Annotated in this window: 32 protein-coding genes; 15 read left to right on the top strand and 17 right to left on the bottom strand. The window is 42.0% G+C overall.

The window, feature by feature from the left end; genetic code table 11:
- Nucleotides 1-111: 111 nt before the first annotated feature.
- From C3F34_RS04385 to C3F34_RS04355, 7 genes are all read left to right on the top strand, one after another.
- Nucleotides 112-684, top strand: a complete 573-nt coding sequence (locus C3F34_RS04385) for an HdeD family acid-resistance protein (protein ID WP_104441124.1) — start codon at nt 112-114, stop codon at nt 682-684.
- Nucleotides 685-778: 94 nt separating this feature from the next.
- Nucleotides 779-1,921 (top strand): glycerate kinase, encoded by a 1,143-nt coding sequence (locus tag C3F34_RS04380; protein ID WP_044740082.1) that lies wholly within the window; start codon nt 779-781, stop codon nt 1,919-1,921.
- 387 nt (nt 1,922-2,308) lie between these two features.
- Complete coding sequence (locus C3F34_RS04375) at nt 2,309-4,297, top strand: ATP-dependent helicase (protein WP_044740081.1); 1,989 nt, start codon at nt 2,309-2,311, stop codon at nt 4,295-4,297.
- A gap of 98 nt (nt 4,298-4,395) precedes the next feature.
- Entirely contained in the window at nt 4,396-4,656 is a 261-nt protein-coding gene (locus C3F34_RS04370; protein WP_044740080.1) for an RNA recognition motif domain-containing protein, read from the top strand.
- 42 nt (nt 4,657-4,698) lie between these two features.
- Nucleotides 4,699-5,061, top strand: a complete 363-nt coding sequence (locus tag C3F34_RS04365) for an ASCH domain-containing protein (RefSeq protein WP_044740079.1) — start codon at nt 4,699-4,701, stop codon at nt 5,059-5,061.
- Between the two features lie 75 nt (nt 5,062-5,136).
- Nucleotides 5,137-5,640 carry a DUF6586 family protein gene (locus C3F34_RS04360; RefSeq protein ID WP_016168263.1) on the top strand — a complete coding sequence of 168 codons (504 nt, stop codon included), beginning with the start codon at nt 5,137-5,139 and terminating at the stop codon, nt 5,638-5,640.
- Nucleotides 5,641-5,749: 109 nt separating this feature from the next.
- Nucleotides 5,750-6,028: a hypothetical protein gene (locus tag C3F34_RS04355; protein WP_016168262.1), complete on the top strand. Its 279-nt coding sequence runs from the start codon at nt 5,750-5,752 to the stop codon at nt 6,026-6,028.
- Between the two features lie 62 nt (nt 6,029-6,090).
- On the opposite strand, the gene C3F34_RS04350 is transcribed toward C3F34_RS04355, so the two are convergent.
- The 4 genes from C3F34_RS04350 to C3F34_RS04335 all read right to left on the bottom strand — a co-directional run bounded on the left by C3F34_RS04350 (nt 6,091) and on the right by C3F34_RS04335 (nt 9,977).
- On the bottom strand, nt 6,091-7,809 hold the full coding sequence (locus tag C3F34_RS04350) for a cation:proton antiporter (RefSeq protein ID WP_104441123.1): 1,719 nt from the start codon (nt 7,807-7,809) through the stop codon (nt 6,091-6,093).
- A 145-nt stretch (nt 7,810-7,954) separates the two neighbouring features.
- Complete coding sequence (rpmG, locus tag C3F34_RS04345; protein ID WP_003654787.1) at nt 7,955-8,110, bottom strand: 50S ribosomal protein L33; 156 nt, start codon at nt 8,108-8,110, stop codon at nt 7,955-7,957.
- Between the two features lie 16 nt (nt 8,111-8,126).
- Nucleotides 8,127-8,363: a 50S ribosomal protein L28 gene (gene rpmB / locus C3F34_RS04340; protein ID WP_000048256.1), complete on the bottom strand. Its 237-nt coding sequence runs from the start codon at nt 8,361-8,363 to the stop codon at nt 8,127-8,129.
- Between the two features lie 165 nt (nt 8,364-8,528).
- Nucleotides 8,529-9,977 carry a coniferyl aldehyde dehydrogenase gene (locus C3F34_RS04335; protein ID WP_104441122.1) on the bottom strand — a complete coding sequence of 483 codons (1,449 nt, stop codon included), beginning with the start codon at nt 9,975-9,977 and terminating at the stop codon, nt 8,529-8,531.
- A gap of 116 nt (nt 9,978-10,093) precedes the next feature.
- Here C3F34_RS04335 and C3F34_RS04330 point away from each other — a divergent pair, with 116 nt between their 5' ends.
- The 5 genes from C3F34_RS04330 (at nt 10,094) to C3F34_RS04310 (ending at nt 13,771) form a co-directional block, all read left to right on the top strand.
- Complete coding sequence (locus C3F34_RS04330; RefSeq protein WP_016168259.1) at nt 10,094-10,786, top strand: TetR/AcrR family transcriptional regulator; 693 nt, start codon at nt 10,094-10,096, stop codon at nt 10,784-10,786.
- Between the two features lie 81 nt (nt 10,787-10,867).
- Complete coding sequence (purU, locus tag C3F34_RS04325; protein ID WP_026440903.1) at nt 10,868-11,734, top strand: formyltetrahydrofolate deformylase; 867 nt, start codon at nt 10,868-10,870, stop codon at nt 11,732-11,734.
- Between the two features lie 216 nt (nt 11,735-11,950).
- The gene (locus C3F34_RS04320) at nt 11,951-12,724 is read left to right on the top strand and encodes an energy transducer TonB family protein (protein ID WP_044740077.1); all 774 of its coding nucleotides are present in this window, start codon (nt 11,951-11,953) and stop codon (nt 12,722-12,724) included.
- Nucleotides 12,725-12,743: 19 nt separating this feature from the next.
- Nucleotides 12,744-13,367: a MotA/TolQ/ExbB proton channel family protein gene (locus C3F34_RS04315; protein WP_044740076.1), complete on the top strand. Its 624-nt coding sequence runs from the start codon at nt 12,744-12,746 to the stop codon at nt 13,365-13,367.
- Nucleotides 13,367-13,771, top strand: a complete 405-nt coding sequence (locus tag C3F34_RS04310; protein ID WP_016168255.1) for an ExbD/TolR family protein — start codon at nt 13,367-13,369, stop codon at nt 13,769-13,771. Before C3F34_RS04315 ends, C3F34_RS04310 begins: the two co-directional genes overlap by 1 nt.
- Before the next feature lie 54 nt (nt 13,772-13,825).
- On the opposite strand, the gene msrA is transcribed toward C3F34_RS04310, so the two are convergent.
- The 5 genes from msrA to thyA all read right to left on the bottom strand — a co-directional run bounded on the left by msrA (nt 13,826) and on the right by thyA (nt 17,528).
- A complete protein-coding gene (gene msrA, locus C3F34_RS04305; protein ID WP_104441121.1) occupies nt 13,826-14,350 on the bottom strand; it encodes a peptide-methionine (S)-S-oxide reductase MsrA in 525 nt (174 codons plus the stop codon).
- Between the two features lie 117 nt (nt 14,351-14,467).
- Nucleotides 14,468-14,923 carry an META domain-containing protein gene (locus tag C3F34_RS04300; RefSeq protein WP_016168253.1) on the bottom strand — a complete coding sequence of 152 codons (456 nt, stop codon included), beginning with the start codon at nt 14,921-14,923 and terminating at the stop codon, nt 14,468-14,470.
- A gap of 119 nt (nt 14,924-15,042) precedes the next feature.
- Nucleotides 15,043-16,080 (bottom strand): DUF4105 domain-containing protein, encoded by a 1,038-nt coding sequence (locus C3F34_RS04295; protein WP_104441120.1) that lies wholly within the window; start codon nt 16,078-16,080, stop codon nt 15,043-15,045.
- Between the two features lie 24 nt (nt 16,081-16,104).
- The gene (locus C3F34_RS04290) at nt 16,105-16,617 is read right to left on the bottom strand and encodes a dihydrofolate reductase (RefSeq protein ID WP_044740075.1); all 513 of its coding nucleotides are present in this window, start codon (nt 16,615-16,617) and stop codon (nt 16,105-16,107) included.
- Between the two features lie 68 nt (nt 16,618-16,685).
- Nucleotides 16,686-17,528: a thymidylate synthase gene (thyA, locus tag C3F34_RS04285; protein WP_044740074.1), complete on the bottom strand. Its 843-nt coding sequence runs from the start codon at nt 17,526-17,528 to the stop codon at nt 16,686-16,688.
- A 410-nt stretch (nt 17,529-17,938) separates the two neighbouring features.
- Between thyA and C3F34_RS04280 the strand changes: the two genes are divergently transcribed.
- Entirely contained in the window at nt 17,939-18,448 is a 510-nt protein-coding gene (locus C3F34_RS04280) for a peptidoglycan amidohydrolase family protein (RefSeq protein WP_044740073.1), read from the top strand.
- 99 nt (nt 18,449-18,547) lie between these two features.
- On the opposite strand, the gene C3F34_RS04275 is transcribed toward C3F34_RS04280, so the two are convergent.
- The 3 genes from C3F34_RS04275 to lgt form a co-directional block, all read right to left on the bottom strand.
- Entirely contained in the window at nt 18,548-18,919 is a 372-nt protein-coding gene (locus C3F34_RS04275) for a hypothetical protein (protein ID WP_044740072.1), read from the bottom strand.
- A 7-nt stretch (nt 18,920-18,926) separates the two neighbouring features.
- Nucleotides 18,927-19,301, bottom strand: a complete 375-nt coding sequence (locus C3F34_RS04270) for a hypothetical protein (protein ID WP_044740071.1) — start codon at nt 19,299-19,301, stop codon at nt 18,927-18,929.
- A gap of 92 nt (nt 19,302-19,393) precedes the next feature.
- Nucleotides 19,394-20,206: a prolipoprotein diacylglyceryl transferase gene (gene lgt / locus C3F34_RS04265; protein ID WP_016168246.1), complete on the bottom strand. Its 813-nt coding sequence runs from the start codon at nt 20,204-20,206 to the stop codon at nt 19,394-19,396.
- A gap of 93 nt (nt 20,207-20,299) precedes the next feature.
- Here lgt and C3F34_RS04260 point away from each other — a divergent pair, with 93 nt between their 5' ends.
- Nucleotides 20,300-21,094, top strand: a complete 795-nt coding sequence (locus C3F34_RS04260; protein ID WP_044740070.1) for an NRDE family protein — start codon at nt 20,300-20,302, stop codon at nt 21,092-21,094.
- Between the two features lie 40 nt (nt 21,095-21,134).
- On the opposite strand, the gene C3F34_RS04255 is transcribed toward C3F34_RS04260, so the two are convergent.
- The 4 genes from C3F34_RS04255 to tatA all read right to left on the bottom strand — a co-directional run bounded on the left by C3F34_RS04255 (nt 21,135) and on the right by tatA (nt 24,947).
- Nucleotides 21,135-23,309 carry a PhoX family protein gene (locus C3F34_RS04255; RefSeq protein ID WP_044740069.1) on the bottom strand — a complete coding sequence of 725 codons (2,175 nt, stop codon included), beginning with the start codon at nt 23,307-23,309 and terminating at the stop codon, nt 21,135-21,137.
- Nucleotides 23,310-23,466: 157 nt separating this feature from the next.
- The gene (gene tatC / locus C3F34_RS04250; protein WP_044740068.1) at nt 23,467-24,249 is read right to left on the bottom strand and encodes a twin-arginine translocase subunit TatC; all 783 of its coding nucleotides are present in this window, start codon (nt 24,247-24,249) and stop codon (nt 23,467-23,469) included.
- On the bottom strand, nt 24,246-24,710 hold the full coding sequence (gene tatB / locus C3F34_RS04245) for a Sec-independent protein translocase protein TatB (RefSeq protein WP_044740067.1): 465 nt from the start codon (nt 24,708-24,710) through the stop codon (nt 24,246-24,248). Before tatB ends, tatC begins: the two co-directional genes overlap by 4 nt.
- A gap of 18 nt (nt 24,711-24,728) precedes the next feature.
- The gene (gene tatA / locus C3F34_RS04240) at nt 24,729-24,947 is read right to left on the bottom strand and encodes a Sec-independent protein translocase subunit TatA (RefSeq protein ID WP_016168241.1); all 219 of its coding nucleotides are present in this window, start codon (nt 24,945-24,947) and stop codon (nt 24,729-24,731) included.
- A 151-nt stretch (nt 24,948-25,098) separates the two neighbouring features.
- On the opposite strand from tatA, the gene C3F34_RS04235 reads away from it, so the two are divergent.
- On the top strand, nt 25,099-25,977 hold the full coding sequence (locus C3F34_RS04235; RefSeq protein ID WP_044740066.1) for an AEC family transporter: 879 nt from the start codon (nt 25,099-25,101) through the stop codon (nt 25,975-25,977).
- A gap of 44 nt (nt 25,978-26,021) precedes the next feature.
- On the opposite strand, the gene rdgB is transcribed toward C3F34_RS04235, so the two are convergent.
- Nucleotides 26,022-26,648: an RdgB/HAM1 family non-canonical purine NTP pyrophosphatase gene (gene rdgB / locus C3F34_RS04230; RefSeq protein WP_044740065.1), complete on the bottom strand. Its 627-nt coding sequence runs from the start codon at nt 26,646-26,648 to the stop codon at nt 26,022-26,024.
- Nucleotides 26,649-26,717 lie beyond the last annotated feature (69 nt).

The raw sequence follows: 26,717 nt of genomic DNA, 5'->3' as shown, positions 1-26,717 counted from the left end.
TCCACAGAAGGGAAGACTAATGTGGATAAAAAAGATGCAGATTGATAACAGACAGTTACGGAAAAAAAGACCACAATAATTGTATTCCATTGTAAGTACTTGAGAAAAATTATGAAAACAGTTGGAAATGATCTTGTCCGTCATCAATTACATGAAAATCGGAAATGGTACTTGGTTTTAGGGGTGCTCCTGACTTTATTTGGTCTGATCTTATTGGCATCTTTACCATTTGCCACCCTATCTGCAGTTTATTTGTTTGGTATTTTGATGATGATTGGTGGGGCACTCCACTTTATTGCAGCTTTTAAAATCTTTGAAGGTGGTTATCGCTGGCTTTGGGCTGCTTTTGCTATTTTCTATCTGATCGCGGGTTATTATGCTTTTACCACACCAGTGAAAACTGCAATTGTATTGACCAGTTTCTTGGCTATTTTTTTGGTGATTGCAGGGATTGTACGAAGTATTAATGCTTTTATCTTCAGGCCTTTGGCTGGTTGGGGTTGGACGCTGTTCTCAGGAGTTCTTACCTGTATGACAGGGGTAATTATCTTAATGTCACCAACAGCGCCATTTTGGGTGCTGGGTATGTTTTTGGCGATAGATATTCTATTCCAAGGCATTAACTATTTAACTTTGGCCTCTTATATTAAGCATGAGGTGCCAAAAAGTTCGGCTGATGTGTAATTATTACAGCTGATTAAGTGGATCAAGAGTGCTATATGCACTCTTTTTTATTGAGTATGATTGAGGATAATCCATCTTAAAAAGCACAATTGCGATGCCTAAAACCTTTGTACTTGCTCCAGACTCTTTTAAAGAAAGTATGACTGCACAACAGGCTTGCCAAGCCATGCAACGTGGCTTACAACGTATTTTTCCAGATGCTCAATATCTCCATGTCCCGATGGCAGATGGCGGTGAGGGAACAGTGGATGCTTTGGTTGCTGCTGCGGATGGCGAGATGGTGAGCTGTAGTGTGTCGGGTCCTTTCATTGAACAGAAAGTCGAGACATATTTTGGCTTGATTGATGAAGGGCAAACGGCTGTGATTGAAATGGCGAAAGCCAATGGCATTCATTTACTGGAGCCTTCGGAGCGAAACCCTGCTTTAACATCGACCTTTGGAACGGGGGAAATGATTCAACTGGCTCTTGATCATGGCGTGACAAAAATCATTATTGGACTCGGTGGCAGTGTTACCAATGATGCAGGCGTGGGTATGGCTCAAGCACTTGGTGTCCGATTTTTAGATATTGCTGGACAAGAGGTGGTTCAGGGTGGCGGGCAATTACATCAGATTAGCCAGATTGATTTATCGAATTTAGATACTCGATTGGCACACGTTGAGATGCTGATTGCCAGTGATGTGAATAATCCGCTCTATGGTGAACACGGTGCGGCTTACGTATTTGCTCCACAAAAAGGGGCAAATCCAACCATGGTGGAGCAATTGGATCAGAACCTAAAGTATTTTGCTGGTTTGGTTAAATCGCAACTTCAAGTGGATTATGCTCATGTTGCTGGTGCGGGTGCCGCAGGTGGTTTGGGTTTTGGCTTAATGGTATTTGCAGGAGCAACCCTTCGTTCTGGCGTGGAAATTGTGATTGAAGAGACACGATTGGCTGAAAAAATCGAACAGGCCGATTTTGTTTTTACTGGAGAGGGTGGGATAGATTTCCAGACCAAATTTGGTAAAACACCGTATGGTGTCGCACAAGTTGCCAAAAGATTGAATACGCCTGTGATTGCTTGTGCGGGTTATGTGGGTGAGGGCATAGAGGAGCTCTATGCAGAAGGTTTTACTGCAATTTTCGGCATTGTAGATCGGGCATGTGATTTGCAAACCGCTTTAGAAAATGCTGAGAAGAATTTGGAAAGAACCTGTCAGAATGTTGCTAGGATTTTAGCCCTAACGCCGTAATAATCACAATAAATTTAAATACTTTTTGTGTAGGGAATACCTTACTTTTCAAGGATGAAAAGTAACAAAAATCCTTTGTTGGATTGAGGATATATCCTTATACCTCAATCCAACGAACGGCATCCATGCCGTTTTGTCTCGTATCAAATTTTTTTTTGAAATTAAAAATTGGCGTATCAGTCGGGACAAATTTTATAAATTAAATCCAGATATTTTTGTTGATTTAAAAATGCTTATTCCATTGTCATGGTTATTATTGATCTGTAATGATTTATTTTGATCGGCTCATTTTTTATAGATTAAACGATGCCGTGATCATCAGGCTAAAATTCATAATTCATCTATAGCTCTGTTAAACTACCCATCTCCCCAGCACGATGAGACATTATGAGTTTAGCCAGCCTAATTGATGAATTAAACCCGCAACAAAAACAAGCTGCCACGACTGCGTCGCAACACAGTCTGGTGCTCGCAGGGGCTGGCTGTGGCAAAACGAAAACCATTGTGGCACGTGCTGCGTACCTGATTGATCAAGGCATCCCCGCCAACCAAATTCAGATTTTAACTTTTACTCGTCGTTCAGCCAGTGAAATCGTAGCCCGAGTAGAGTTGGCTTTGGGGGAGCAAGCCAAAGGACTCCGCGCATCGACTTTTCATACTTTTTGTATGTACCTGCTGCGCCGTGTACCAAAAGCCTTTGGTTTAGAGCAATTCTCGATTATTGATCGGGATGATCAACTGATGATGTTCCGCCTGATTCGCGGTAAAGATGATAAGAAGAATCCAAATCAACTTCCAAAGCCACAAGAGCTGTGTGATTTGTATTCTTTTGCGCGTAATACCCGCCAGAAATTGAGTGATGCTTTAGAAAAGCAACATCCTGAATATTTGGCATTTAAGGATCAAATCGCCAAGATCATGCAAGAGTATGAGACACGCAAGCGTGCACGTAGCTTTCTGGACTATGATGATATTTTGGCGATTGTGGCCTCAGCACTCGATCAATCTGAAGGCTTGGTTGATTATGTCGCATCGATTTGTAAGCACATGTTGGTGGATGAGATGCAAGACACCAATCCCTTACAGTGGGCATTGCTTGAACCCTTGAAAGATCAAGTGAGTCTGTTCTGTGTTGGCGATGATGCGCAGTCCATTTATGGTTTCCGCGGTGCCGATTTTGAAAATATTCATCATTTTAAAGAGCGTGTGCCGAATGCCCAAGTGTTTAAACTTGAGCAAAACTATCGTTCCACGCAAGAAATTTTAGACCTCTCCAATTGGTTGCTCGATCAATCTGAAATTCAATATGACAAGCGTCTTGATGCCTATCGAGGTGAGGGAATTAAGCCGCGCATGCATATTTTCCCGAATGAGTTTGATGAAGCCAAATGGATCGCAATTGATATTAAAGAGCGTCATTATTTGCAGGGGCATAACTGGTCGGATCATATGGTCTTGGTCCGTTCTAGCTTTGCTGCGCGGCATATTGAAGCGGCATGTATTGCAGCCAATGTCCCGTATCGCTTTATTGGGGGGATGAAACTGCTTGAAACAGCACATGTAAAAGATTTACTCAGTTTATTGCGTGTGATTGCCAATCCTTTGGATGATATTGCATGGATGCGCTTTCTTACCCTATGGAATGGGGTGGGTGATGTGGGGGCAAGTCGTCTGGCACAACAGTTGTTACTTCAACCTGAATTCGAACTGATTTTTAATCAATTAGAACAATTTGGACGTATTCCTGTTGAAACCTTATTGATGATGAAACAGATGATGGTGCTGAAGCAGGAAGTACAAGCGTGTGTTAGTTTGGGTATTCAAGCAATTGAAGCACAATTGGCCGAGAACTATAAAAAAGACTGGAACCGTCGCCAAGGTGACTTTGAGTTGGTTAAACAATTGGCATCCAAACATGGACAATTAAGCGAATTTCTTGAGGAATATGTACTTGACCCTGTTTCCATTTCTGAAATTGAACGTCAGTCGGATACAGATGTAGTCACATTAATTACCATTCACTCTGCCAAAGGTACGGAGCAGAAAGTGTGTTACGTTGCAAATGTGACGGCTGGTCAGTACCCACATGCGCGTGCTCAGGGGGACTTTGACGCGGTCGAGGAAGAACGTCGGGTGCTCTATGTTGCGCTGACTCGTGCACAGAATGAACTTATTCTTACCAAGCAAAATCTGAATCTGTGGGCGCGAGATGTAGTGGATGAACAAGGGCGTAAAGTTGAAAGTTATTTCTTAAATGATCTCACCCGCAATTTATGCACCTTGGAAACGCATCATAAACCCCGCCAGCAAACGGTAAAAAGCGCCTTAATTGAACGACAGTCGATTAATTTAGATTTTGGGATTAATCTCGATTAAACTAAGCGAATTACATTGTGGTGGTTGATGTGCAATGTTCAGAAAGTAGCGTAGGCGATTGCTTTTTGATGATTTTGCCTATTTTTGAAGGTTGTTAAATGAAAATTTTAGTTCGTAATTTAGAACGTACTGTCACAGAAGCTGAGTTACTGAAACTGTTTCAACAATATGGCACAGTAGAAACCTGCCAATTGGTTTTAGATGCCGAAACAGGTAAATCTAAAGGCTTTGCTTTTGTGGAGATGCCACATGGTCGTGAAGCTGTGAAAGCGATTAAAGGTTTAAATACCTTACGTCTACATGGGACAGGTATTCGTGTAAAACAGGCCGAAAATAAGCCTGAGAAGCCAGAAGCATAAGTAAAGAGGAGCAATTGATGCTCCTTTTTTTATGGGAAAATCATGAGAAGAATTTATCCTGCTATATCGATTGTTGCGCCATCGGGAAGCTATATTGCTGAAGGGATAAAAACCTTGGAAATACGTTCATGGCGCCCCAATGAGCTTCCTCTTAAAGATTTAGTTATTGTTGAAAATGCACATTATCTGAATCAGGATGGAGATGAGGAATTAGGTCGAGCGGTTGCATGGGTGGATATTTCATCTGTTCATGCTTGGCAGAAAAGTGAGATTGAGCAGGCTAAAGCAAACTATTGGGAAGATGGCTATTGGGCTTGGGTCATTGAAAATGTTAGGCCTATTCATCCTCCTGTGGATATACCAGCTCGAAGAAAAATTTATTGGGTAGAATTGGATGCGGTGTAATTTTTTATTGTGCATTGAATTCAATTAAGTTTAATCTTAAGCCTGTAACACATGCCAAGAAATTAGGAAAATTGTATGTCTCGTGTAGCTCGCTTTCATGCCGACCGAACCAACCAGAAATTATATTTTGCACGTTTGTCGTGTCAGCAAGCAGAGCAAATCGATCATATTCAACAAGCCCAAGCTTACCGTGAAGCTGCGGTTTTTCATTTGCATGGGGCAGTGCTTGCGTTCTTGCAGGAGTTGGTGCGTTATTACCGTTTAAATGACTTACAGCCGACGTTAAAGTCAATTGAAGAACAAATGGCTGCCAAGGGGCAGGTTTCTCCTGAGGTGGTGGTTATGCAGCAGCTCTCTAAAGATGGCTTTATTGCAGAGCTGAAACGCGCCTATCGCATGTGCCAGTACGCACCAGAACCCAGTGCACCAGAACCAGAAGATGAAACATCGTCTAATTTGATTATTAAGGTTACCCAGACCCCTCAGGCATGGTTGCCAGATACCAAAATTCTACGTGAGTGGCATCGTGATTTAACCCAATTGATTGATGGCTTTCGTAACGAAATGGTCGAATTTTAAGGAAAAGATGGCGTGCGCTTGAAGTTTAGTTTTTTGACCCGATATTAATTAGTCTAAGCAATGCAAAGTGCAACAGGTCTTTGCCACCATGTTGAACATGGAGAAACATATGTCTATAGAGCAATTGAAAGAGTTATTTGGGAATCAGGAAGCGGTTCTAGAGTTGGTTCAACTTGAAGGTGGTGAGTTGGCGTTGCGAAATGCAGGCTCAGAAAAAGAACCTTTGGTCAAAATTCAGTTTAACGATGAAGTTAAAGCGTTATTGGGTGACCAAACAGCCGTGATTGCACAGCACATGATTCAGGCAGCTTTATTTGGCTTGCTTGAAAAACAAGTGAATGAATGGCAAGCCGAGGTTGTGGACGAAAAACCACAGTTTATGAGCTAATCCATATTGGCTAAAAAGCGCACATGAGGTGCGCTTTTTTATGTTTAGAATGAAGTGGTAGCTTAATGGCTAGGTGCTTGATGATGAGCAATTTCAATTTGATTAAGAATATGATTGCTCATATTTTTCGCCATTTCTTCTTTGGCAAAATAGACGTCGCCGATGTTTTCCTTACGGATCACTTCGGCTTCTTGTTTGCTTTCAGCACAAATCAAGACCTGAATTTGCGGATTTAAGGTTTTAGCAATACCAACAATTTTATGGATATCAATAATATCCATAGGGGATAGCACCAATAATCGTGCATGTTGAATATGGGCTTGAATCAGTACGCCTGGTTCAGTCGCAACACCAGAGACAGCAGCGATACCTTTTTCACGTAGGTTTTCTACGATTTCTCGGTTTTCTTCCGCAATCACCACTTTAATGTCTTCTGCCATCAGGGTTTTGGTGATGCGACGTCCGACTTCGCCATGTCCGACAATCACGACTTGATCACGCAGATAATCTTGTGAAACTTCATCAGGTAACATCGCAAGCGGATCGCCACTACGTTCTAGCAAACGTGCCAGTGAAGAGCGCTCGCGAATCCAGTTTTGAAGGGGTTCGATTGCAGAGAAAATAAAGGAGTTTAAGGTAATGGAGATGAGTGCCCCTGCCAGAATCAAATTCTGCCCTTCGAGGGAAAGGAGTTTTAAGGACAGTCCCAAAGTGGCAAGAATAAAGGAGAATTCTCCAATTTGTGCCAAACTTGCACCCACAGTCAGGGCTGTATTGATCGGGTAGCGGAAAAACAGTACCAGTGCCATCGCTGCAATGGTTTTACCAATCATGATAATTGCAACGACCGCCAAGACATGTTCAGGCTGTTCCCATAAAATACGCGGATCAAACAGCATACCAACCGAAACGAAAAATAGAATCGAGAAGATTTCACGTAAAGGTAGAGTTTCCTCTTCGGCACGGTGGCTAAAGTCGGATTCTTTAACGACCATACCTGCAAAGAATGCACCAAGTGCCATAGAAACGCCAAAGACTTTATAGGCACCAAAAGCAATCGAAACAGCCGCAGCAACCACGGTGAGGGTAAACAACTCACGTGAGCCTAAACGGGCAACAAACTGCATAATCAACGGGACAAGACGTTTACCCACAATCAGCATAAAGGCGATGAAGCCTGCAACTTTTAATAACGTCAGCCCTAAGGTGAGCCAAATGTTATCGTTGCCACCATGAGTAGTCATTGATTCGCCACCCAGCAATACTGCTGTTGCAGGCAGTAACACCAACACCAAGACCATGACCAGATCTTCAACCAAGAGCCAGCCTACTGCAATTTTACCATTGACCGAATTGAGTAGACCTCGATCCCCCAAGGCTTTGAGTAATACGACTGTACTGGCACAAGATAAACTCAGACCAAACACCAGTGCGGAACCAAAGCTCCATCCCCAAAGCATGGAAACCCCAATGCCTAACAGTGTTGCGACTGCAATTTGTAAAATGGCACCAGGCAGTGCGATGCGTCGGACTTGTAGGAGATCATTTAGTGAAAAGTGCATGCCGACCCCAAACATCAGGAACATGACACCCAGTTCGGCAAGTTGGTTGGCAAGTTGAATGTCCGCAACAATTCCTGGGGTGTTCGGACTAATAATAATACCTGCAATTAAATACCCAATCAGCGGAGGGAGGCGTAAACGAGCCGCAAGGTAACCAAAAACAAGTGCAAGTCCAAATCCAAAAGCCAGTAATATGATGAGGTCTACATTATGTGGCACTAAAAACTCCTTAAACAGAAAGTTAAGGGTGAAAAGAAATAAGCACAAAGAATGCCAAAAATTTATTTAAGTTTATCAAGATGCATAAAAAAAATGCAAAAAAAAACGACCTAAGATTAGGTCGTTTTCTTTTAAGAAACCAAAATTATTTGATTTTAGCTTCTTTAAAAATTACGTGTTGACGGATTTTTGGATCAAATTTTTTGATTTCCATTTTTTCCGGCATAGTACGTTTGTTTTTAGTAGTGGTATAGAAATAACCTGTACCAGCTGTAGAAACTAAGCGAATCTTATCACGCATTGTCCTGACTCCTTACTTAGATCTTTTGACCTTGAGCACGAAGGTCAGCAACAACCTTTTCAATGCCCAATTTGTCGATAATACGCATACCTTTAGTGGTTAAACGAAGACGTACGAAACGTTTTTCACTTTCTAACCAGAAACGGTGGTGATGCAGGTTCGGCTCGAACCGGCGCTTAGTTTTGTTGTTGGCGTGTGAGACGTTGTTACCAACGACTGGACGCTTGCCGGTAACTTGGCAAACCTTAGACATGGTGTAACTCCATTGATTTAGCCAACAGCAAATCTGTATGGCCAGTCAAAAATAAACGGATTGAATTCATTCAAGGGGCGTTTTATATCAAAAATGCGCTTAAAAGACAAGCGATTTTTGATAAAACGGGACATGACCCAATGCGATAGATCATGCCTTGATCACTTAGCGAAGAAGAGTTTTCAAAATCAATTTGTGAATCGGCTTATTAAACGGTGGGAGAATGTATTTAAAGCTGTACAGCTTTGGATTCGACATCATAGACCGTTCATGCGACAAACTGAAGAAACCTTCTGGACCATGATACTTACCCATTCCTGATGCACCAACGCCACCAAATGGTAAATCGTCTTGTGCAACATGGGTTAATACCGTGTTTTGTCCAAAATGCCCTGAATGGGTACGCTGTGCGACATAATCCGCACGCGCCTGATCAAAGTCGAAGTAGTATAAAGCAAGTGGGCGAGGACGGCTATTAATAAAGTCGATTACATCATCAATTTGATCATATTCCATGATTGGTAATAGAGGACCAAAGATCTCATTCTGCATAATCTGCATGTCTGGCGTCACGCCTGCGACAATGGTTGGTGCAATTTTACGTACTTCGTGTAAATCTTCATGCAATGGGTTAATCGCAATAATTCGTGCGCCATGCGCTTGAGCATCTTCTAAATAACCTTGAATACGTCGGTATTGCTTATCATTAATAATAGAAGTGTAATCCTGATTATCTTTGAAATGTGGGTACATCTCTAAAACGCAAGCTTGAAACTTTTCAATAAACTCTTGGGTTTTGCCTTTTGGTAGAAACATAAAGTCAGGTGCAACGCAAGTTTGACCTGCATTCCACAGTTTGCCGACGGCAACGCGCTGTGCGACATCTTCTAAGTCAATAGACGGGTGTACCAATACAGGTGATTTACCGCCCAGTTCAAGAATCACGGGAACTAAATTTTCTGAAGCGGCTGCCATCACAGTTTTGCCAACATTGGTGGAGCCAGTAAATACAATTTTATCAAAAGCCAGATGACTAAAGGCATCTGAAATGGCACCACCGCCATTTATGACAGCCACCAACTCTTGTGGGAAGATTTCAGATAAAGCCAGTTCAAGTACACGTCCAAAGTTAGAGGATGAGCTTGAGACTTTAATCATGGCATGGTTGCCCGCAGCTAAAGCACAAATGAGAGGACCAACCGAGAGCAATAAAGGATAGTTCCAAGGCGCAATAATACCAATGATACCTAAAGGTTGATATTGCACCCAAGCTTTAGCAGGTTGATGGATGATTCCGACGTGTCGCTTGGAGGGCTTCATCCATTTTGCTAAATGCTTGCTATAATACTTAATCTGTTCAAGACAGGTGAGTAATTCACCGATTTTGGTTTCGGCAATAGAACGGTTACCATAATCGAGGTCGATTGCTTCTGCGAATTGATCTTGGTACTTAACCAAGATACGCTTAAGCCGTGCTAAACGATCTATACGTTCCTTTGCTGTTGGTAAAGGATAACGTTGGTAAGCATGCTTTTGTTGTTCAAGTACGTCGTGTAAGTATTGAAGATCAAAAGCATGCGGTGTCATTGCTGTTGTTTTTGTTTGACTGTTCATGACGCACTACCAGTTACATTAAAGCGGATAATTAATTTTTTAGAGCAAATACTCTAAATAGTCAAGTCACTTACTGTGTTAGTTTTCTAACCCATTGAATATATGGTTACTTTAGGATGTCTCACTCCAAAACGGTGAAAACCAAAGAACGCATTTTGCAATTGAGTTTGCAGTTGTTTAATGAACGTGGTGAACGCTCGGTCACAACCAATCATATTGCTGCTGAATTGGGCATGAGTCCAGGCAATTTGTATTACCACTTTCGCAATAAAAATGAAATTATTAAAGAGTTGATGGAGCAGTACCAGAAAGAAACGCTGGAAATGCTCGCGCTACCCGATGACCGTGCTTTGGATGTGAATGACAAAATTAGTTATTTTCAAGTCTTAAGCAACCAGTTGTGGGCTTATCGCTTTTTGCACCGTGATGTTTATCATTTGGTTGAAAACAATGAAGATTTTCGAAAAATGTATCCTCGTTTTGCGGGACAAGTCATGCAACAAGGTCAGAAAATTTATCAGGCCTTTGTGGATGCAGGTTTAATGCAAATGACGTCTTCAGAAATTGAAGCCTTGGTCATTAACTTGTGGATTGTACTGACCAACTGGACCAACTTCTTATATATGTCTGGGCACATCAGTGACTCTAACCATTTGGAAGAAAAGTGGGTGTGGCAAGCTTTACGTCAAATGGTGTTCCTTGAAGGGGCCTATTTACGTGGTGAAAGCCGTGAAACCTATGAGCGATTACTGGAAAGTTTTGGCCCTTCTGAGCTATTTGCCAGTCTCTCACATGTGAAAAACAATTGAAGCTGAAACCAGCTATTTAGTCAGCGTGTAAAACGCGCTAGAATACTCGGCTTATTTAAATTAGGTGTAACAAGAACCAACATGAACATGACAACTGCCAACACAGCACGCTTACTGATTACTTGTGAAGATAAGCCAGGGATCGTGCAGGCTGTATCGAGCTTTTTGTATCATCAGGGAGCAAATATTACCGCACTTGATCAGTACGCAACGGAAGCTTCTGGCGGGCGTTATTTCATGCGTGTTGAGTTTGAATTAGACCATTTGCAAACACGTAAAGAAAGTTTGATCCAGACTTTTGCGGTAAATGTTGCAGAACGCTACGCTATGCAATGGCGCTTGACCTTGGTTAGCGATGTGAAAAAAGTAGGTATTTTGGTCTCTAAAGTTGACCATGCTTTGCTTGAACTCTTATGGCGTCATGCGCGTGGTGGTTTACCATGTGAAATCACGAAGGTAGTTTCCAATCATCCTGATTTACGTGAAGCAGTAGAGAACTTCGGTATCCCGTTTGAAGTGGTTCCTGTGACCAAAGAAAACAAACGTGAGGCCTATGCAAAAATTGATGAATTGATGCAGGGCAACGATTTGCTTGTTTTAGCGCGTTATATGCAAATTCTGGATGAAGAGTTTGTGAAGCATTGGGAAATGAAAATCATCAATATTCACCATTCTTTCCTACCTGCTTTTGTCGGGGCAAATCCATACAAACAAGCACATGAGAAAGGCGTGAAACTGATTGGTGCTACGGCGCATTACGTAACGGCAGATTTAGACCAAGGTCCAATTATTGAGCAGGATGTTGAGCGTGTGAATCACGACTTTACTGTTGAGCAATTGCGTGAATTGGGTCAAGACGTTGAACGTAATGTTTTGGCGCGTGCAGTAAAATGGCATTTAGAAGACCGTATTATTGTTGATGGCAATAAAACAGTTGTTTTCCAATAACTATTTTTAGCCTATGCGAAAAAGGACCAGTTTTTTAACGGTCCTTTTTTTATTTTGATTCAAAAAACTCATTAAAACAGTGAAATTAATAGTTGCAAATGAAAACACTTCTCATTTATTATTGCGATACTTTAATTGTACTAACCGATGAGCTTGATTGTTAAATCCACGATTAAACTGTCGTGAGCAGTCGCTTCTTTTAGGTCATAGATTCTAATGAGTCAACTTTCTACCCCCTCTATGCAAGCTCCTAATCCGATGAAAAAGAAAATCATCTCAGCCTTAATTGCGGTTGCCATTGGGCATGTTGGGGTATTGTGGGCGGTCAGCCAAATGAAAGCGCCTGAACTTCCTAAAGTGGAAAAAGAACCATTAAAAGTACGATTTGTCAAAATTCAAGAACAACCGAAACCTTTACCGCCAAAGCCAAAAGCTGAACCGAAAAAAGAACAGCCCAAGCCAAAGGAAGTAAAAGAGGTCAAAGTGGTGGAAAAACCTCAGCCACAACCTCCGAAGAAGGTGGAAAAAGTTCAACAAGTTAAAAAAGCAGAAACTGTTAAACCTGTTACACAGCCTACCGTACAGCCGCAGAAACCAGCTGTGGTGAGTACTCCAGCGGTTGAAACCAGAGTGGTGAGTAGACCTGCACCTGTAGCTCAACCAGTGGTGGAAAGACCTGCGCCAACACCAACAACCAGAAGTGTTTCAATTGGTGGTTCAGGGGTGCAATGGAGTCGTTCGCCAAAGCCAAGTTATAGCAATAGTGACTTAAAGGGTGAAACACGTAGCATCATCATCCTCATTGAGGCCGATGAAAAGGGGAAAATTACTAATGCGCGTGTGACCAAGTCGACAGGTGTTTCCGCTTTAGATGAAAAGATTTTACGCTCTGTGCGTAATGCAAAATTCAAACCGTACAAGGAAAATGGTGTTGCTTACCCTATTCGAGCAGAGCAACCATTTGAATTGACATTGAATCCTAACGGCTAACTATTTCAGGAGTTCGAGTATGAACTTTTCAGTTTATTGGCAACATGCGGATGCGGTGAGTAAAACCCTGTATTTCGTATTATTGGCAATGTCTATCGCAACATGGACGATTTTTATTTTACGTCTGATGGGCACACGCCAACTTAAACAACAAGCACATGCTCAACTTGCAGCAGCACTCACTAAGCTGAAAGCAAAATTGGCACCTTTAAGTTTTGAACAGCGTAAAGCGGTTGCAGAACAAGCATTATTGCGTCAAATTTCGGTTGAAAAAGCCAATGCTGAAAAAGGTGTATCTGTTTTAGGTACAATTGCCTCAATTGCACCGTTTGTGGGTTTGTTTGGTACCGTTTGGGGTATTTTCCATGCTCTGGTTGCTGTAGGTAAAAGTGGACAAGCAGGTTTAGCTCAAGTGGCAACTCCTGTGGGTGAAGCACTGATCATGACGGGTTTAGGTTTGGCGGTTGCGATTCCTGCAGTATTGGCGTACAACATTTGTGTACGTGCTAACCGTACTTTGTCTAATGAGCTGCAAGATCAAGCACACAGCTTATTGATCGACACCATGTTGCAACAAGAAACAACAACACAAAAAGTTGAAGTGAAAGCGACACAACAAGGTTTAGTTGGAGGTCAAGCTTAATGGCTTTTCAATTGGGGGAAGACAACGATTCGGGCATGAATGAGATGAATCTCATTCCGCTCATCGATATTATGTTGGTATTGATGATCATCTTCTTGGTGACTGCGACCGTTGCCAACCCATCAATTCCATTAACCTTGCCAAAAACCACTGCGGATATTGTTGATCCACCACCTGAAGCAATTACAGTCAGTATTAATGCCAATGGTGAAGTGGCGTGGAATGACCAAATTATTAGTTTAGATGAGTTACAGACTCGTTTTAATGATGCAGGTCAAGCCGCACAGAAGCCAACGGTACAATTACGCGCAGATAAAGAATCACGCTATGATACTGTTGCACAAGTGATGTCACGTGCGAGTGAAGCCGGACTCAGTGATATTGCTTTTGTCAGTGAAAATTAAGCATTGATGATGCGAGAAAAGCGACCATATTGGTCGCTTTTTTTTATTGCTGACTTATTCAGTTTTTAGCAGTGATTGGAACTTGCTGTGTAATTTCAGCAGTTTTGGCGGTATAGCGAAATTACAGTAACCTTGGGCTGGGTTCCGAGCAAAGTAATTTTGGTGATACTCTTCGGCAGGGTAAAACTGTGGTGCAGGGGTCACTTCGGTGACAATATTGATGCCTTGGGCTTTTAATTCCTGAATGATTCGTTCAGCCGCTTGTTGTTGCTCTGGGTTGAAGTAATAAATCACTGAGCGATATTGTGTACCAATATCATTGCCTTGACGGTTTAGTGTTGTTGGGTCATGCGTTGCAAAAAATACTTCAAGCAATTGTGAGTATTGAATTTGGCTTTCATCAAAATCAATCAGGATGACCTCTGCATGTCCTGTATTGCCTCGGCAGATGTCTTCATAGCTTGGATTTTCTGTTGTGCCACCAGCATACCCACTGACCACCTGAGTCACCCCTTTTAATTGAAGAAATACCGCTTCAACACACCAAAAGCAGCCACCACCCAATAATGCTTGTTGCATGACAATTTCCTTAATTCAATCTTGCTCGCCACTATAAGAGAACATTGTGGCACCAAGATGTAATGTTTGTTATATAAATGAAAAAAGGTCTGTAATACAGACCCTTATCTTAAAATTTTAACGAGGTTGTTTTGCACTCTTAAATTCAACCAATAGGTTGCCATTGCGATCCAGTAATTTCAGGGTGTTGTTATACACCTGATAGTTGGTCACATTCGCTAGTGCAGTGTTAAATTGATTCGGCAGGGTATTATCAATACATGCCATTTTAGTAGATGCCATTTGTGAAAGTACCAAGGTATTGCCCGTGGCTTGATAGGTGCCCATCAAACGGTTACAACCATCGGCACCAGAAACACGTTTTGTTGCTTCATCAAACTGGAGTGCGGGAATATTACGTGCGCTTGGATTGGTTTTGAGCATTTGCGAACCAATTTGAGTTGCAATCCACGTACGGTTTTGTAGTGTTTGTAAGTTATTGACCTCGGCAGCAGAAGAGCTTGGTGTGGACTGGCAGCCAGCGAATAGTAATGCTGAGCCGAGTAGGGCAACACTTAAGGTCTTTTTTAACATGTTGTAATTCCAATTTTTTTAACTTTATTTTTTATTTTATAAACAAAGCAGATTTAAATTTCTAGTTGATTATCGTATTTCTTCTTGTACTTTTACCTTGTGAAGACAGAACGCAGCACCTAATGGGTTGGTAGTCTTTGACGAATGGTTCTGGAATAGTCTTGGATTGACCCTAAAGATTGAACCTTGGGATTGACGTGTGCCTGACGATACCATTCACGCATACTGTAATGGTGTGAAATTGCATTCAAGTCGTAGAGGTAGTTAGGCAAATAGCCCGAAGCCAATAGGCGGTAATCTACAGGCAGTGGTTTTTGTGTGACGGCCTGAATCATGTCAAATACTAGCGTGGTGCAGTTACTGCTCAGCGTATTATACCATTTGGGTTGTTGTGCCAGTTCACTGGCTTTATTCAGATACTCGAGAAATAAAGCTTGGCTTTGTGCTTTTGACATCTTGATCGGGAAAAAATAGACCTGTTCATGCCGAATATTACTACGGGTATAGATGATGTCAGTTTCATTGGCAGCAACTAAATTCAGTTCATACTTACGGAAAAAGCCGCCAATTGCGGAAAATTCTTCACCTTTTTCCTTGCGAATTTCGATGGAAAAAGTGAGCGGGGCGGTATCGGCAAAATCAAAACTGACCAAAGTATGGGCAATCTGTGGGCCTGTCCAGTACGAGGTAATAATGTTTACCCCAGTAATTTGATTTAAATCTAAAACTCGCGTTTGCCATGCAGCGCTATAACTGCCATCGGCATGCCAGTGAAAGTCTCGAACATTGTGCAAAGTGACTTGATGCCCGTTAATTTGATAACTCAGCAAACGAGAAACTTCGGGATTCCAATCACGGTCTTGTCGAGCTTCTAAGCCAAAGTACCATGCTAATGCCAATACAAAGCCAAAAAGATACAGCAGAATATCTTTATTGCGACTGATGAGGTGCTGACTAAAATAAATGCCTAAGATACTGAGTGAAAAACAGGCCCACACTAAAATGAGGGTATAAGTCACAACAGCATGAATAGGTTGTTGAATCCAGAGCGCAAGGCATAGCCAAATTGAAGATAACAGTACAAACAGGCTGAAAATACAGTGGATCAACCATTGCAGTGTTTTGAACAACAATGTACCTGATCCTTTTTGCTGCATACTCAGCCACTCATTTTTGAATAGTTATTTGGTATAGGTTGCAAACTCAAACACGATCCCAGTATTTTCATCTCGATGTTTTTCCGAGCTTACTTTTTTAAATTCAGTCGGAATTTCAGGATAATACGCATCACCTTGTACATCAAGTTCAACGTGGGTCAATTCCAGACGGTCTGCAATATTCATGGTTTGTTTAAAAATTTCACCACCGCCAATAATAAAGATGCTTTCAGGCTTTTCTGAAGCTTGTACATCTGCTATCACGTGTGTGAGTGCTTCCTCAATGCTATAGGCTACCTTTGTGCCTTCAAAAGACCAGTTTGGATCACGGGTAATGACCCAATTAACACGTTTAGGCAAGGTGCGTCCCATAGACTCTAAGGTTTTACGCCCCATGACCACCACGCCACCTTGAGTGATGGCTTTAAAGTGTTTAAGGTCGGCAGGAATATGCCAAGGTAAATCATTGGCTTTGCCGATACAGCGTTGCTGATCCATCGCCACGACATGCACAACTTCTAAATTCTGGAATGTCATTAATCACTAGCCTGTGGAAATATTTGGAAAAAAGATGCTCTCTGTGCAGAAAGCATCTGTCCTGAAGCTTAAACGGCAACAGGGGCTTTAATTGCAGGATGCGATTCGTAGCCGACAATTTCAATATCTTCGAATTTAAAATCGAAAATATCTTGAATTTCAGGATTGAGTTTTAATTGACACAGACCGAGCGGTTCACGGCTCAGTTGTAGTTTGGCTTGCTCAAAATGGTTGGCATAGAGGTGGGTATCGCCACCTGTCCAAACAAAATCACCCACACCTAAACCACACACTTGCGCCACCATATGCGTCAGCAAGGCATAGCTGGCAATGTTAAAAGGCACGCCTAAAAACACATCGGCACTACGTTGATATAACTGACAAGACAATTTGCCATCTTGGACAAAGAACTGGAACAAGGTATGACATGGCGGCAGCGCAACTTGTCCTGCTTCTTGTGGATTCCAACCAGACACAATTAAGCGACGTGAATTTGGATTGGTTTTAATTTCATTGATCAACCATGAAATTTGGTCAAAACCATCTTGCTCATACAATCCATTTTCAAGTTTGGTTGCACCAAAGTTTCGCCATTGATGGCCATAGACAGGACCGAGTTCACCTTCAGGGCGACCAAAACGAGCCGTTTGTTCTGCGGTTGACCATTCATCCCAAATGCTGACTTTGTTGTCTTGTAAATATTTTACATTGGTGTCGCCTTTAAGGAACCACAACAGTTCAATCACAATCGAGCGGAAATGAACTTTTTTGGTGGTCAGTAAAGGGAAGCCTTGATTTAGGTCAAAACGCATTTGATGACCAAATACCGAGCGCGTACCTGTACCAGTACGGTCGCCTTTATCACCACCGTGATCGAGGATGTGTTGTAGCAGGTCTAAATACGTCTTCATAAAACTCTCAAATAAGCCATTTGGGCAAGCAAATCTGTCACGGATTAGCTTAATCTTCCCAATATAAATTCTAAAATATGCGGATGATTATACTGAATTGTGTACTAGAACGCACCCAAGATTGGTGTGGTCATTCAGGATGACCAATCCGATAAAAAGTTATGTGAAAAGTATTGAATCAAGCAGATTACAAGCGGTTTCGAGCGAGAAGTAAATTAGAGTGTTGATTATTTTTTGTTCAAAAAGATTGACTAAAGCCGCCATGCAATTTCTAAAAAAAGAGTAAGTTAACGGTTGCTCAGTTACATGTTTATATTTTTTTACATTTTACGTGTGAAAAATTAAGTTTCACGGGCTACTATCAGCACTCAGTTTTTTGTGTTTGATGTAAGAAGTTTGAGGTTTTAAGGATGATTTATGATGTTAATACGGGTATGAGTGATGTTCATGCTCCTGCCGAAACACAAATCATTATTCGTTCCAATGCGCAACAAAGACCAGATAACAAACGCTCAAACACAGAACGCAGCCGTAATTATACGTCAAGCAATGCTCAGCGTGTTGATATTGATAAATTCACGCAGAAATTAAGCAGTATCACGCGCCGTACCAGCACCCAGAAATGTGCCAAGAGTATTCGTCTGGCATTACAGTCTGCGGGTGCAAATGTACAGGGTCATCCTGTTGCTGCTGCGGATTGGGGCAATACACTCGAGCGATTAGGCTACCGTCGTATTAGCCCATCGTTTGACCAACCGAAAAAAGGCGATATCTATATTATTGACCGCACCAAAGGTCATACTTATGGGCATATTGCAGGTTATTCAGGTTCAGGTTGGGTCTCTGACTTTAAACAAACGGGTTACGCCGTTTATAAAAATGCCAATGTGCAATATAGTTATTACCGCTTAGATCACTAAATAACAGCGTGATAAGCATAAAAAAAGACCGTTTATTATATCGAGATAAACGGTCTTTTTTTATAGGGATAATATGAGGTTCCATCACTATTCATCATACTAATCATAACGTTTGGCACGGTTGAGATAGATTGAAACCAAGAATAAGCCTAGTGCATGAAAGCCTAAGCATTGTAACCACAGCACCCATTTATGCGGTTCTGGTAATAGATAAATCAAGCTTAAAAGTGCAAACAATTGGAATATATAAATTCCATTACGAAGCGTGATTCGATAAGGATGTGAAGTTGCTAATTTGAGATATTGTGTAAACAGGATATGCATCAGCATTCCCGACAACAGACTTAATCCTACCCATAGTGGTGCAAGTTGCGCAATGCGAGAACAGAAATAAATACTGATGCATACCCCAATACTACAAATGAGTCTGATTTCACGGGAGCAGCGTTCTGAGTACCAAAATTCGAGCATTTTGGCGTTAATCCTGTTGATGTTGGTTGAGCAAGGATAGGGGCGAAAATAGACAGATGGATAACACCATAAAGCCTATACCCTGTGCACCAGGAATGAGAATGTCTCCAGTTTTTAAATGCATAAAGATCAGTGCTAAAAGCAATGCCAATGGAATCCATGTGAATAAACGATACAGTAGCCCGGCAGGATTGCTACTAGCAAAATGGGTTTTGCAATAGCGGCAGATCAGAAACACAATTCCTGTTCCCATGAACATTAAAATGGCATCGAGTGTTAAAGGTTGCATCCAATACAGCCCAGCGGTTACCAAGCCAATCAGTACAAACAGTGTCAGTTTTTTGAACACTGCAATTTTAGGATCAAACCAGAATTCGAGCATAAATTTTAAGAGGGGGTAGCAAGAGAATTGAAACTTTAGCACAAGCTAGAGCACGATGCACGGATCGTACTCTAGGGCAAAGACATACAGAATTAATTATTTTTAAGGGGTCCCCAGTCGTAGACTTTCTTCTGATAGGCATACCACATCATCCAGAAGCCAATCAGAATCATTGGGATGGTTAGGAATTGTCCTTTACTCATCCATGCAATAAATAATTGACCATTGTCAGGTTCGCGGAAGAACTCGACCACAAAGCGCGCAATGCCATAACCAATCAGGAACAGTGCAGATACCGCCATACGAGGACGAGGTTTAGAGCTGAACCACCACAGGACAATAAACAGAATCAGTCCTTCACATAGCGCTTGGTAAAGCTGAGAGGGGTGGCGAACTAGTTGTAGCGGGTCAGTCGGAAAAATCATTCCTAAAGCAAAGTTAGGGTCAGAGACAGGGCGACCATAAAGTTCACCGCCAATGAAGTTACCAATACGACCAAACATTAAGCCTGTCGGGACACATGGTGCAATAAAGTCTAAGGTTTGGAACCACGTCATTTGGTACTTTTTACACCAAAGTAACATGGCAATCATCACTCCAAGAAAACCACCGTGGAAACTCATTCCACCCGTCCAGACTTGGAATAACCATAAAGGATTGGCAAGAAATTGTTCAAAGCCATAAAAGAACACATAACCGACACGACCACCAATCACGACCCCAAGCGCGCCATAAAAAATCAGATCGGAGACCATGTCTGAAGTCCAGCCCGTTCTGAGTTTGGCACGATATGTGGCGAGCCCCCATGCAAAAAGGAAAGCCAATAAATACATCAGTCCATACCAATGGACTTGTAAGGGGCCCAATGAGATCGCAATCGGGTCAATATTTGGATAGGTGAGCATTCCTGTTCCTAGTCATTATGTTTTGTAGAGATTTTAGCGGAATACAATGAAAAATGTTGTACATTCAATGTGTAAAGATATAGAGCAAAAGTTATGTGTATTGTGGCACTCGCATGGCATATTTTAGAGCAAACGCCGTTATGCCTAATTTCAAACCGAGATGAGTTCTATCATCGTCCTACACAAGCCTTGTTTCAATGGTCAGACAGTCCCGTCATCGCAGGCAAAGATCTGCAATCGGGTGGGACTTGGATGGGCGTAACAGCAACAGGTCGTTGGGCGGTTGTGACCAATTTTCGAGACGGGCGAGATCTGCAAAGCTATCCAACTTCACGTGGGCATTTGGTACAAGCATTTTTAGAATCAGATTTGGCACCAATTCGCTTTGCAAAACAGCTCGAAGAGCAACAACGCGAATATGCAGGTTTTAATTTGTTCTTGGGAGATCGGGAGCAAGCGATTTATATGAGTAATCGTGGTGAAGCACCGCAAGTGCTCGCCAAAGGCGTATATGTGGTGTCGAATGGCTTGATGACAGAGCATTGGGAAAAAACTCGGCATTTGCGTAAGCGCTTTACCCAAGAATTATTGCCGATGTTGCAGCGTAGAGAAAGTTCAGAAGTGGAACTGCAATATGCGGTATGGGATATTTTGGAAGATGAACGCAAAATTATTCCTGAACTTTTACCAGATACGGGCATTAGCCCTGAGATGGAGGCACTCTTGTCTTCCACCTTTATTCAGAGTCCTGCCTATGGTACGCGTTGCTCTAATTTCTTAAGAATGAGTAGTGACAGTTGGAACTGGTTGGAAAAGTCACAACAAGGTGAATTGCAAGGGCAGATTGTGCAAGTACAAATGCCTTTGTATGTAAGCAATCAAACATAAAAAATGCCGACATGGAGTCGGCATTTTTTATTATGCTAGATTATGCACCTGCGATGACGCCACCGTCTTTACGGGTAATGACAACCGTTGCAGAACGTGGACGCGCTGTGCTGTTCTTTGGATCCGTCTGTGTGGCTGGCCAATGGCTAGTTGCTGCATCATAGCTAGCTGAATCTTCACCAGGGTGCTGTACATTAATGAAGATGGCTTTGTAATCAGGTGTCATGGCAATCCCTGTAATTTCGCACTCTTTAGGTCCGACTAAGAAACGACGTAAGGTTTTATCCGTGACTTGAGCACCCGCAATGGTGGCTTGACCATTGATAGCTGTGGTTGCTGCACCATCTCCAATTTGTCCAGGTAATGCTGCTAACATCATGCAGTTCGTTACGTCTGTATAGGCACCATCATCGGTTTGAATCCACAGTACACCACGTGGGTCAAACCACATACCATCAGGTGAAGACAAATCATTATTATCTGTCAAGCCTGACAAGTTAATATTGGCTGCCATAGCGGCTTCAGAACCAAATAGGTAGATGTCCCACGTAAAGGCTGTTGCTGTGGTTTTATTATCTGTTTCTTTAAAACGGATAATGTGACCATTGACGTTTCCTTTGCCACCTTCAGGATCAGCGTAGTTACGCGGGTTGGCAGCGTCTGTTGGGTAGTCAAGTCCACGCTTAGAGTTGTTGGTCAGCGTAACATAAACTTCACCATTGACAGGGTTGACCGTTGCCCACTCAGGGCGGTCCATTTTGGTTGCACCCACCGCATCTGCTGCAAGTCGCGCAAAAGTCACGACATCGGCTTGTGAACTAAATGGATAGATGCTGTTTGAGGTATCTAAACCATTTTTACCATAACTCAGTTCTAACCACTGACCTGAACCATCACTATTGAATTTGGCGACGTATAAGGTCCCGTTATTCATGTATTTGTCACCAGCGGTATAACCACCGTTAACATCCTTGCTATCCCAGTTGGCAGCGGAAACAAACTTATAGATATATTCACCACGTGAGTCATCGCCCATATAGAAGGCTAAAGGTTCACCTTGTACAGCACGACAAGCACTATCTTCATGGGCAAAACGACCTAAAGATGTACGTTTCACAGGGTTTTGACCACGGTCAAAAGGATCAATTTCGACCATCCAACCAAAAGTGTTCGGTCCATTACGATAGTCTGCTGTTGCCTGATCAGCCACAACACTGGCATTCCAACGGTCATATAGATCTTGCGATTCAAGTTGTCCGAGCGCAGTTTCCCAACCATAACGTGAGCTTGAACCTGCTTTTAGACCATAACGTTTTAGTGCGACAATTTCGGCTGCACTGCGGTTGGCATCATCCGTTGCACTGCGCGCAAAATAACCAATGAAGTTTTCTTCCGTGGTGAGATAAGTACCCCAAGGAGTATAGCCATTACCACAGTTGTTATGCGTACCACGAGTTTGCTTGCCCGCAGGAGAGAACTTGGTTTTGACCAAATCTGAACTTGCTGCGGCACCCGCAAAATCCATCACCGTTGATGCCGTAATACGACGGTTAAAAAGCGAATTTTTGACGATCTCAACTTTTTGCGTAGCGCTGTCTTTTTTAATATGTACAACCGATACGCCATGCGCATTGGTTTCACGAATGACTTCTTCTTCTGGGCGACGACCATCAACTTTAGTGGCACCTGTAGGATGCAGGAAAGTTTGGTTGATATATTCGTGGTTCATCACCAGCAAACCTTCCGTCGACACCGTGTCATCAAATTTGCTGTTACTACTTAAACCAAAATAGTGCATACCATCATGACAATCTCCAGAACGGAACTGGAAGCTTGGGCCTGAAGGAATATTGTTATCATCCCAATCGGCATAGCTTGGATTGATCGAGTCACCTAGTGCATACAGTACAGTGGCTTGATAGCCTTCTGGTACAGTCACAATATCATCTAAGTTTTTATTCACTACAGAGAAGGTGAGTTCTGTTGGTTTTTTATTAGAATCTACAGGTTTGCTTGGCGGTGTTGCATTATCGTTATCATCATCACTACACGCAGTTAATGATGATGCTAATGCAAGTGCTACAGCACCACTTGCAGTTTTACCAATAAGACTGCGGCGTGTCATACGCTGTTCTAAAATGTCACTGAAGTGAACATTATCAGAGGTGTTGTTATCTAGTTCCTGATCTTCATGATATGGCGTCAGCTCGGTCATGTTTTTTCCTAATTCGTCAATAAGTTATAAAGTCGTCATTAACTTAGGAAATTAATGTGACAAGACTTTTACCAAATAGTGAAAATCTGGTGAAAAAATGAAGTCATTTTGATGAAAAAAAAGCAGACCGAGGTCTGCTGAGTTAAACCGATTGTTTTTATGCAATACTTCGTTTCTTTTCAATCAGTTTGCCAAAAAACAAACCCAGTTCGAACAGGATCCACATGGGAACTGCCAGCATAATCATGGATAAAGCATCGGGTGGAGTGATGAACATGGAAATAAAAAAGCATCCGACCACAATAAAACGCCGTTTTTCCACCAACTGCTGTGTCGATACCAAGCCAATCAAAATCAGCAATAAAGTAATTACTGGAATTTCAAAGGTTAGACCAAAGACCAGAAACAGTTTTAAGCAAAAGGTGAGATAGCTGTTGATGTCGGTCATGGGTGCAACCGTTTCAGGCGTTACACTCATAAAGAAATGCAAGATTGAGGGCAAAGCCACATAGTAGGCAAAGGCAATTCCTGCATAGAATAAACCAATGCTACCGACCAGTAAGGGCAGTGCGAGCGTTTTTTCTTTTTCATACAGTGCAGGTTTAATAAAGGCCCAGATTTGATAAAAAATAAATGGCATGGCCAACATCAGCGCCACAAAAAAGTTCAGCTTAAAAGGGGCCATAAAAGTCGCAGTGACATCTGTCGCAATCATGGATGATGAAATAGGCAACTGCGCACGCAATGGCTCGGACATGAGTTGATAGGTATGATTGGCAAACGGCAGTAGGCAAAAAAATAGCACAAGCAATAAACCAACAACTTTGAACAAATGCTGTCTTAATGCAACTAGATGTTTGGTGATTGGCATTTCTTCTAGTGGTGCTTGTTCTTGCTGTAATGAACTTGGCAAGTGACTGGATTCTATAGGTATATTCATACCGCCACCTTTAATTCGGGTAATTGTTCAAGACAATCCACTACAGCAGCCCCCATTTTATTCGTACAAGGCATTACTGAAGGTAATGGATGTCGATATAGCATTGAATATTTTTGCTGTGTGAGTGGAATATAAGTCAAAAATAAATTTTTATTTTCAGTAACGCTGTTTTGCTGTTGTTGTTCGATCGCGCTATGACTTTGTTGTTGTAATTCTTGCATCTGAGCCTGCATTTTAAGCTCAAGTTCTTGAATCCGTTTCATCTCATTTTGCATTTGTTCACGTAACTCAGACATGCGTAATTCGCGATCTATGTCATTTTGAACATTGCTGATCATACGTTTGAACTTGCCGTACCATTTACCTGCAAAACGTGCCGCTTCAGGCAGTTTATCTGGTCCTAGCACCAATAATGCAATGATGCCGAAGGTCAACAGTTCAGTCATTCCAATATTGAGCATTGGGTAAATACCTGTGGCTTATGATCGTGTTGACGTTTTAACTTCCGCGGTACTTTGGTGTTCTAAAGTACGTGGTTCATTGAGTGATGAGGTTGTCTCATCTTCTTTAACCGACTTTTTAAAGTCTTTAATGGCACCGCCGACATCTTTACCTAAGTTTTTTAGTTTAGACGTACCAAATAATAAGATCACGACAATTGCAAAAATTAGCACATGCCAAATCGATAAACCTGCCATCTTGTTTTCCTCTTTTCTATTTATGCCATATCTCAACAGTTCAACATGACAGCGGTGTGACGATAGGATTGCAATTTCAAGACAGTCGATTTTCTGGAAAAAAAACCGATGAGTGTTATGATGATTAGGTGAAATTTCAAGGAATATCGATGTGGCTTTGTTGTTGCCGCTATTGGCATTTTTAACAGGTTTACTTCTTGCCACAACGCCAGTTGCTACGCAATTAAAAACAATACTATCTAGTTTATTGGCCCGGTGTTTTATTCCTATTGTGATTATTTACAACATGGTGTTTTATCAGGTAGGTAGCCTTAGCTTGATGCTATTTAGCTTTTGCGTCGCTGTTCTATTGTTTTATTTTTTCCTCTATTTTTCAAAGAATAAGTTGAATGCCTTATGTTTTAGTTATGTCAACATGGCATGGTTGGGCTTTCCTTTTGCGATTGCACTATTCGGCACAGAAATCAGCCCTGCTATGGTGGCGTTGTATGTCGGTGGTTCTATTTTTGGTAACCTTTGGGCAGTCACTGCTGTGAGTAATAGGCCTCAGCCACTCAGTATGATTCTGAAAAAAGTCATGTATTCCCCCCCAATCGTTGCTTTAAGTTTGGCTGCATTGTTTTGGTTGTTGGGTATACAGCACTGGCTACAACAGCATGGTATTGATTGGATATATGCTGCTACAAAGTTGGGCATGACCTTTTCAGGTATGTGTGTGTTGGGTATGTGGCTCAGGCACACCAAAGTTCATAAAGCAGATTTATGGCAAAGTACGCAAACCGCAGGCTTGAAATTACTTTGTGGTTTAGTGTTCTGTGGGTTAGCGTATCGCTTTTTGCCTATACCACATATTGAACAATCGATTGGGGTCATGTTCTTATTGTTTTGTTTACCACCTGCGGCAAATATAGTGGCTTTGGAAACGCATTATCAGGGGACAGGAACCTCAGCAAAATATATCGCTTCGGGGACAATTGTCAGTTGTGTTGTGGTCAGTTTGTATGGCGTATTATTGCATTTGTTTATGTGAAAAGGCTTTTGCTCTCTCCCTAAAGAGAGAGCAAAAAGTCTCAGTTACTTTTCTAAACTGTGTTTAAAAAGTTGCATGGCTTGACCACGATGACTGATTTTATTTTTTTCTTCTTTGCTCATTTCAGCACTAGAAATGCCCAGCTCAGGTAACCAGAATAGTGGGTCATAGCCAAAACCATTTTCACCACGTGCTGCTTCTAATACTTCACCTTTCCAAATGCCTTGGAAAATTTGTGGGAGTGGATCTTCGGCATGTTGTACCAAAGCTAATACGCATACAAACATGCCTTCAATGGTTTCACCCTCTTTCCGTAGTGGTTTTAATTTCTCTAACAGCTTTTGGTTGTTGGCGGCATCATCGCCGTGTTCACCTGCAAAACGGGCAGAATAAATGCCTGGTGCACCACCTAAAACTGGTACACAAATACCCGAGTCATCTGCAATCGCTGGTTTGCCTGAAATACGGCTGGCATGACGGGCTTTAATAATGGCATTTTCAATAAAACTGAGTCCGTCTTCCACAGCATCTTCAATATTGAGTTGACCTTGCGGTACTACGCTGACTGGCAGTTGAAGTTCGGCAAAAAGTTTCTCAAATTCAGCAATTTTACCTTTGTTGTTACTGGCAAGCACTAATGTGCCTTGAGATAACCACGCATTTGCAGACATTGTATTGGTGCTCATGAATTGAAAATAATGGTCTATATTTTAACTGAATTAGATTGTATAAAAGCAGCA

The organism is Acinetobacter sp. ACNIH2 (genome assembly GCF_002934965.1).
Classification (GTDB): Bacteria; Pseudomonadota; Gammaproteobacteria; order Pseudomonadales; family Moraxellaceae; genus Acinetobacter; species Acinetobacter tandoii.
The sequence above is the reverse complement of the archived record's forward strand: the minus strand, read 5'-3'. Positions and strand labels throughout refer to the sequence as shown.

Excerpts from the sequence above, each read along its gene's own strand:
- lgt (WP_016168246.1), bottom strand. The coding sequence starts at position 20,206 with ATGCTCACCTATCCAAATATTGACCCGATTGCGATCTCATTGGGCCCC.
- tatA (WP_016168241.1), bottom strand. The coding sequence starts at position 24,947 with ATGGCAGGTTTATCGATTTGGCATGTGCTAATTTTTGCAATTGTCGTG.
- C3F34_RS04295 (WP_104441120.1), bottom strand. The coding sequence starts at position 16,080 with ATGCAGCAAAAAGGATCAGGTACATTGTTGTTCAAAACACTGCAATGG.
- msrA (WP_104441121.1), bottom strand. The coding sequence starts at position 14,350 with ATGCAACAAGCATTATTGGGTGGTGGCTGCTTTTGGTGTGTTGAAGCG.
- tatC (WP_044740068.1), bottom strand. The coding sequence starts at position 24,249 with ATGAATATACCTATAGAATCCAGTCACTTGCCAAGTTCATTACAGCAA.
- thyA (WP_044740074.1), bottom strand. The coding sequence starts at position 17,528 with ATGAAGACGTATTTAGACCTGCTACAACACATCCTCGATCACGGTGGT.
- C3F34_RS04300 (WP_016168253.1), bottom strand. The coding sequence starts at position 14,923 with ATGTTAAAAAAGACCTTAAGTGTTGCCCTACTCGGCTCAGCATTACTA.
- C3F34_RS04370 (WP_044740080.1), top strand. The coding sequence starts at position 4,396 with ATGAAAATTTTAGTTCGTAATTTAGAACGTACTGTCACAGAAGCTGAG.
- C3F34_RS04355 (WP_016168262.1), top strand. The coding sequence starts at position 5,750 with ATGTCTATAGAGCAATTGAAAGAGTTATTTGGGAATCAGGAAGCGGTT.
- C3F34_RS04335 (WP_104441122.1), bottom strand. The coding sequence starts at position 9,977 with ATGAACAGTCAAACAAAAACAACAGCAATGACACCGCATGCTTTTGAT.
- C3F34_RS04310 (WP_016168255.1), top strand. The coding sequence starts at position 13,367 with ATGGCTTTTCAATTGGGGGAAGACAACGATTCGGGCATGAATGAGATG.
- tatB (WP_044740067.1), bottom strand. The coding sequence starts at position 24,710 with ATGCTCAATATTGGAATGACTGAACTGTTGACCTTCGGCATCATTGCA.
- rpmB (WP_000048256.1), bottom strand. The coding sequence starts at position 8,363 with ATGTCTAAGGTTTGCCAAGTTACCGGCAAGCGTCCAGTCGTTGGTAAC.
- C3F34_RS04315 (WP_044740076.1), top strand. The coding sequence starts at position 12,744 with ATGAACTTTTCAGTTTATTGGCAACATGCGGATGCGGTGAGTAAAACC.
- rpmG (WP_003654787.1), bottom strand. The coding sequence starts at position 8,110 with ATGCGTGATAAGATTCGCTTAGTTTCTACAGCTGGTACAGGTTATTTC.
- C3F34_RS04270 (WP_044740071.1), bottom strand. The coding sequence starts at position 19,301 with ATGCTCGAATTCTGGTTTGATCCTAAAATTGCAGTGTTCAAAAAACTG.
- C3F34_RS04375 (WP_044740081.1), top strand. The coding sequence starts at position 2,309 with ATGAGTTTAGCCAGCCTAATTGATGAATTAAACCCGCAACAAAAACAA.
- C3F34_RS04275 (WP_044740072.1), bottom strand. The coding sequence starts at position 18,919 with ATGCTCGAATTTTGGTACTCAGAACGCTGCTCCCGTGAAATCAGACTC.
- C3F34_RS04260 (WP_044740070.1), top strand. The coding sequence starts at position 20,300 with ATGTGTATTGTGGCACTCGCATGGCATATTTTAGAGCAAACGCCGTTA.
- C3F34_RS04290 (WP_044740075.1), bottom strand. The coding sequence starts at position 16,617 with ATGACATTCCAGAATTTAGAAGTTGTGCATGTCGTGGCGATGGATCAG.
- C3F34_RS04385 (WP_104441124.1), top strand. The coding sequence starts at position 112 with ATGAAAACAGTTGGAAATGATCTTGTCCGTCATCAATTACATGAAAAT.
- C3F34_RS04365 (WP_044740079.1), top strand. The coding sequence starts at position 4,699 with ATGAGAAGAATTTATCCTGCTATATCGATTGTTGCGCCATCGGGAAGC.
- C3F34_RS04380 (WP_044740082.1), top strand. The coding sequence starts at position 779 with ATGCCTAAAACCTTTGTACTTGCTCCAGACTCTTTTAAAGAAAGTATG.
- rdgB (WP_044740065.1), bottom strand. The coding sequence starts at position 26,648 with ATGTCTGCAAATGCGTGGTTATCTCAAGGCACATTAGTGCTTGCCAGT.
- purU (WP_026440903.1), top strand. The coding sequence starts at position 10,868 with ATGAACATGACAACTGCCAACACAGCACGCTTACTGATTACTTGTGAA.
- C3F34_RS04360 (WP_016168263.1), top strand. The coding sequence starts at position 5,137 with ATGTCTCGTGTAGCTCGCTTTCATGCCGACCGAACCAACCAGAAATTA.
- C3F34_RS04320 (WP_044740077.1), top strand. The coding sequence starts at position 11,951 with ATGAGTCAACTTTCTACCCCCTCTATGCAAGCTCCTAATCCGATGAAA.
- C3F34_RS04280 (WP_044740073.1), top strand. The coding sequence starts at position 17,939 with ATGATTTATGATGTTAATACGGGTATGAGTGATGTTCATGCTCCTGCC.
- C3F34_RS04255 (WP_044740069.1), bottom strand. The coding sequence starts at position 23,309 with ATGACCGAGCTGACGCCATATCATGAAGATCAGGAACTAGATAACAAC.
- C3F34_RS04330 (WP_016168259.1), top strand. The coding sequence starts at position 10,094 with ATGTCTCACTCCAAAACGGTGAAAACCAAAGAACGCATTTTGCAATTG.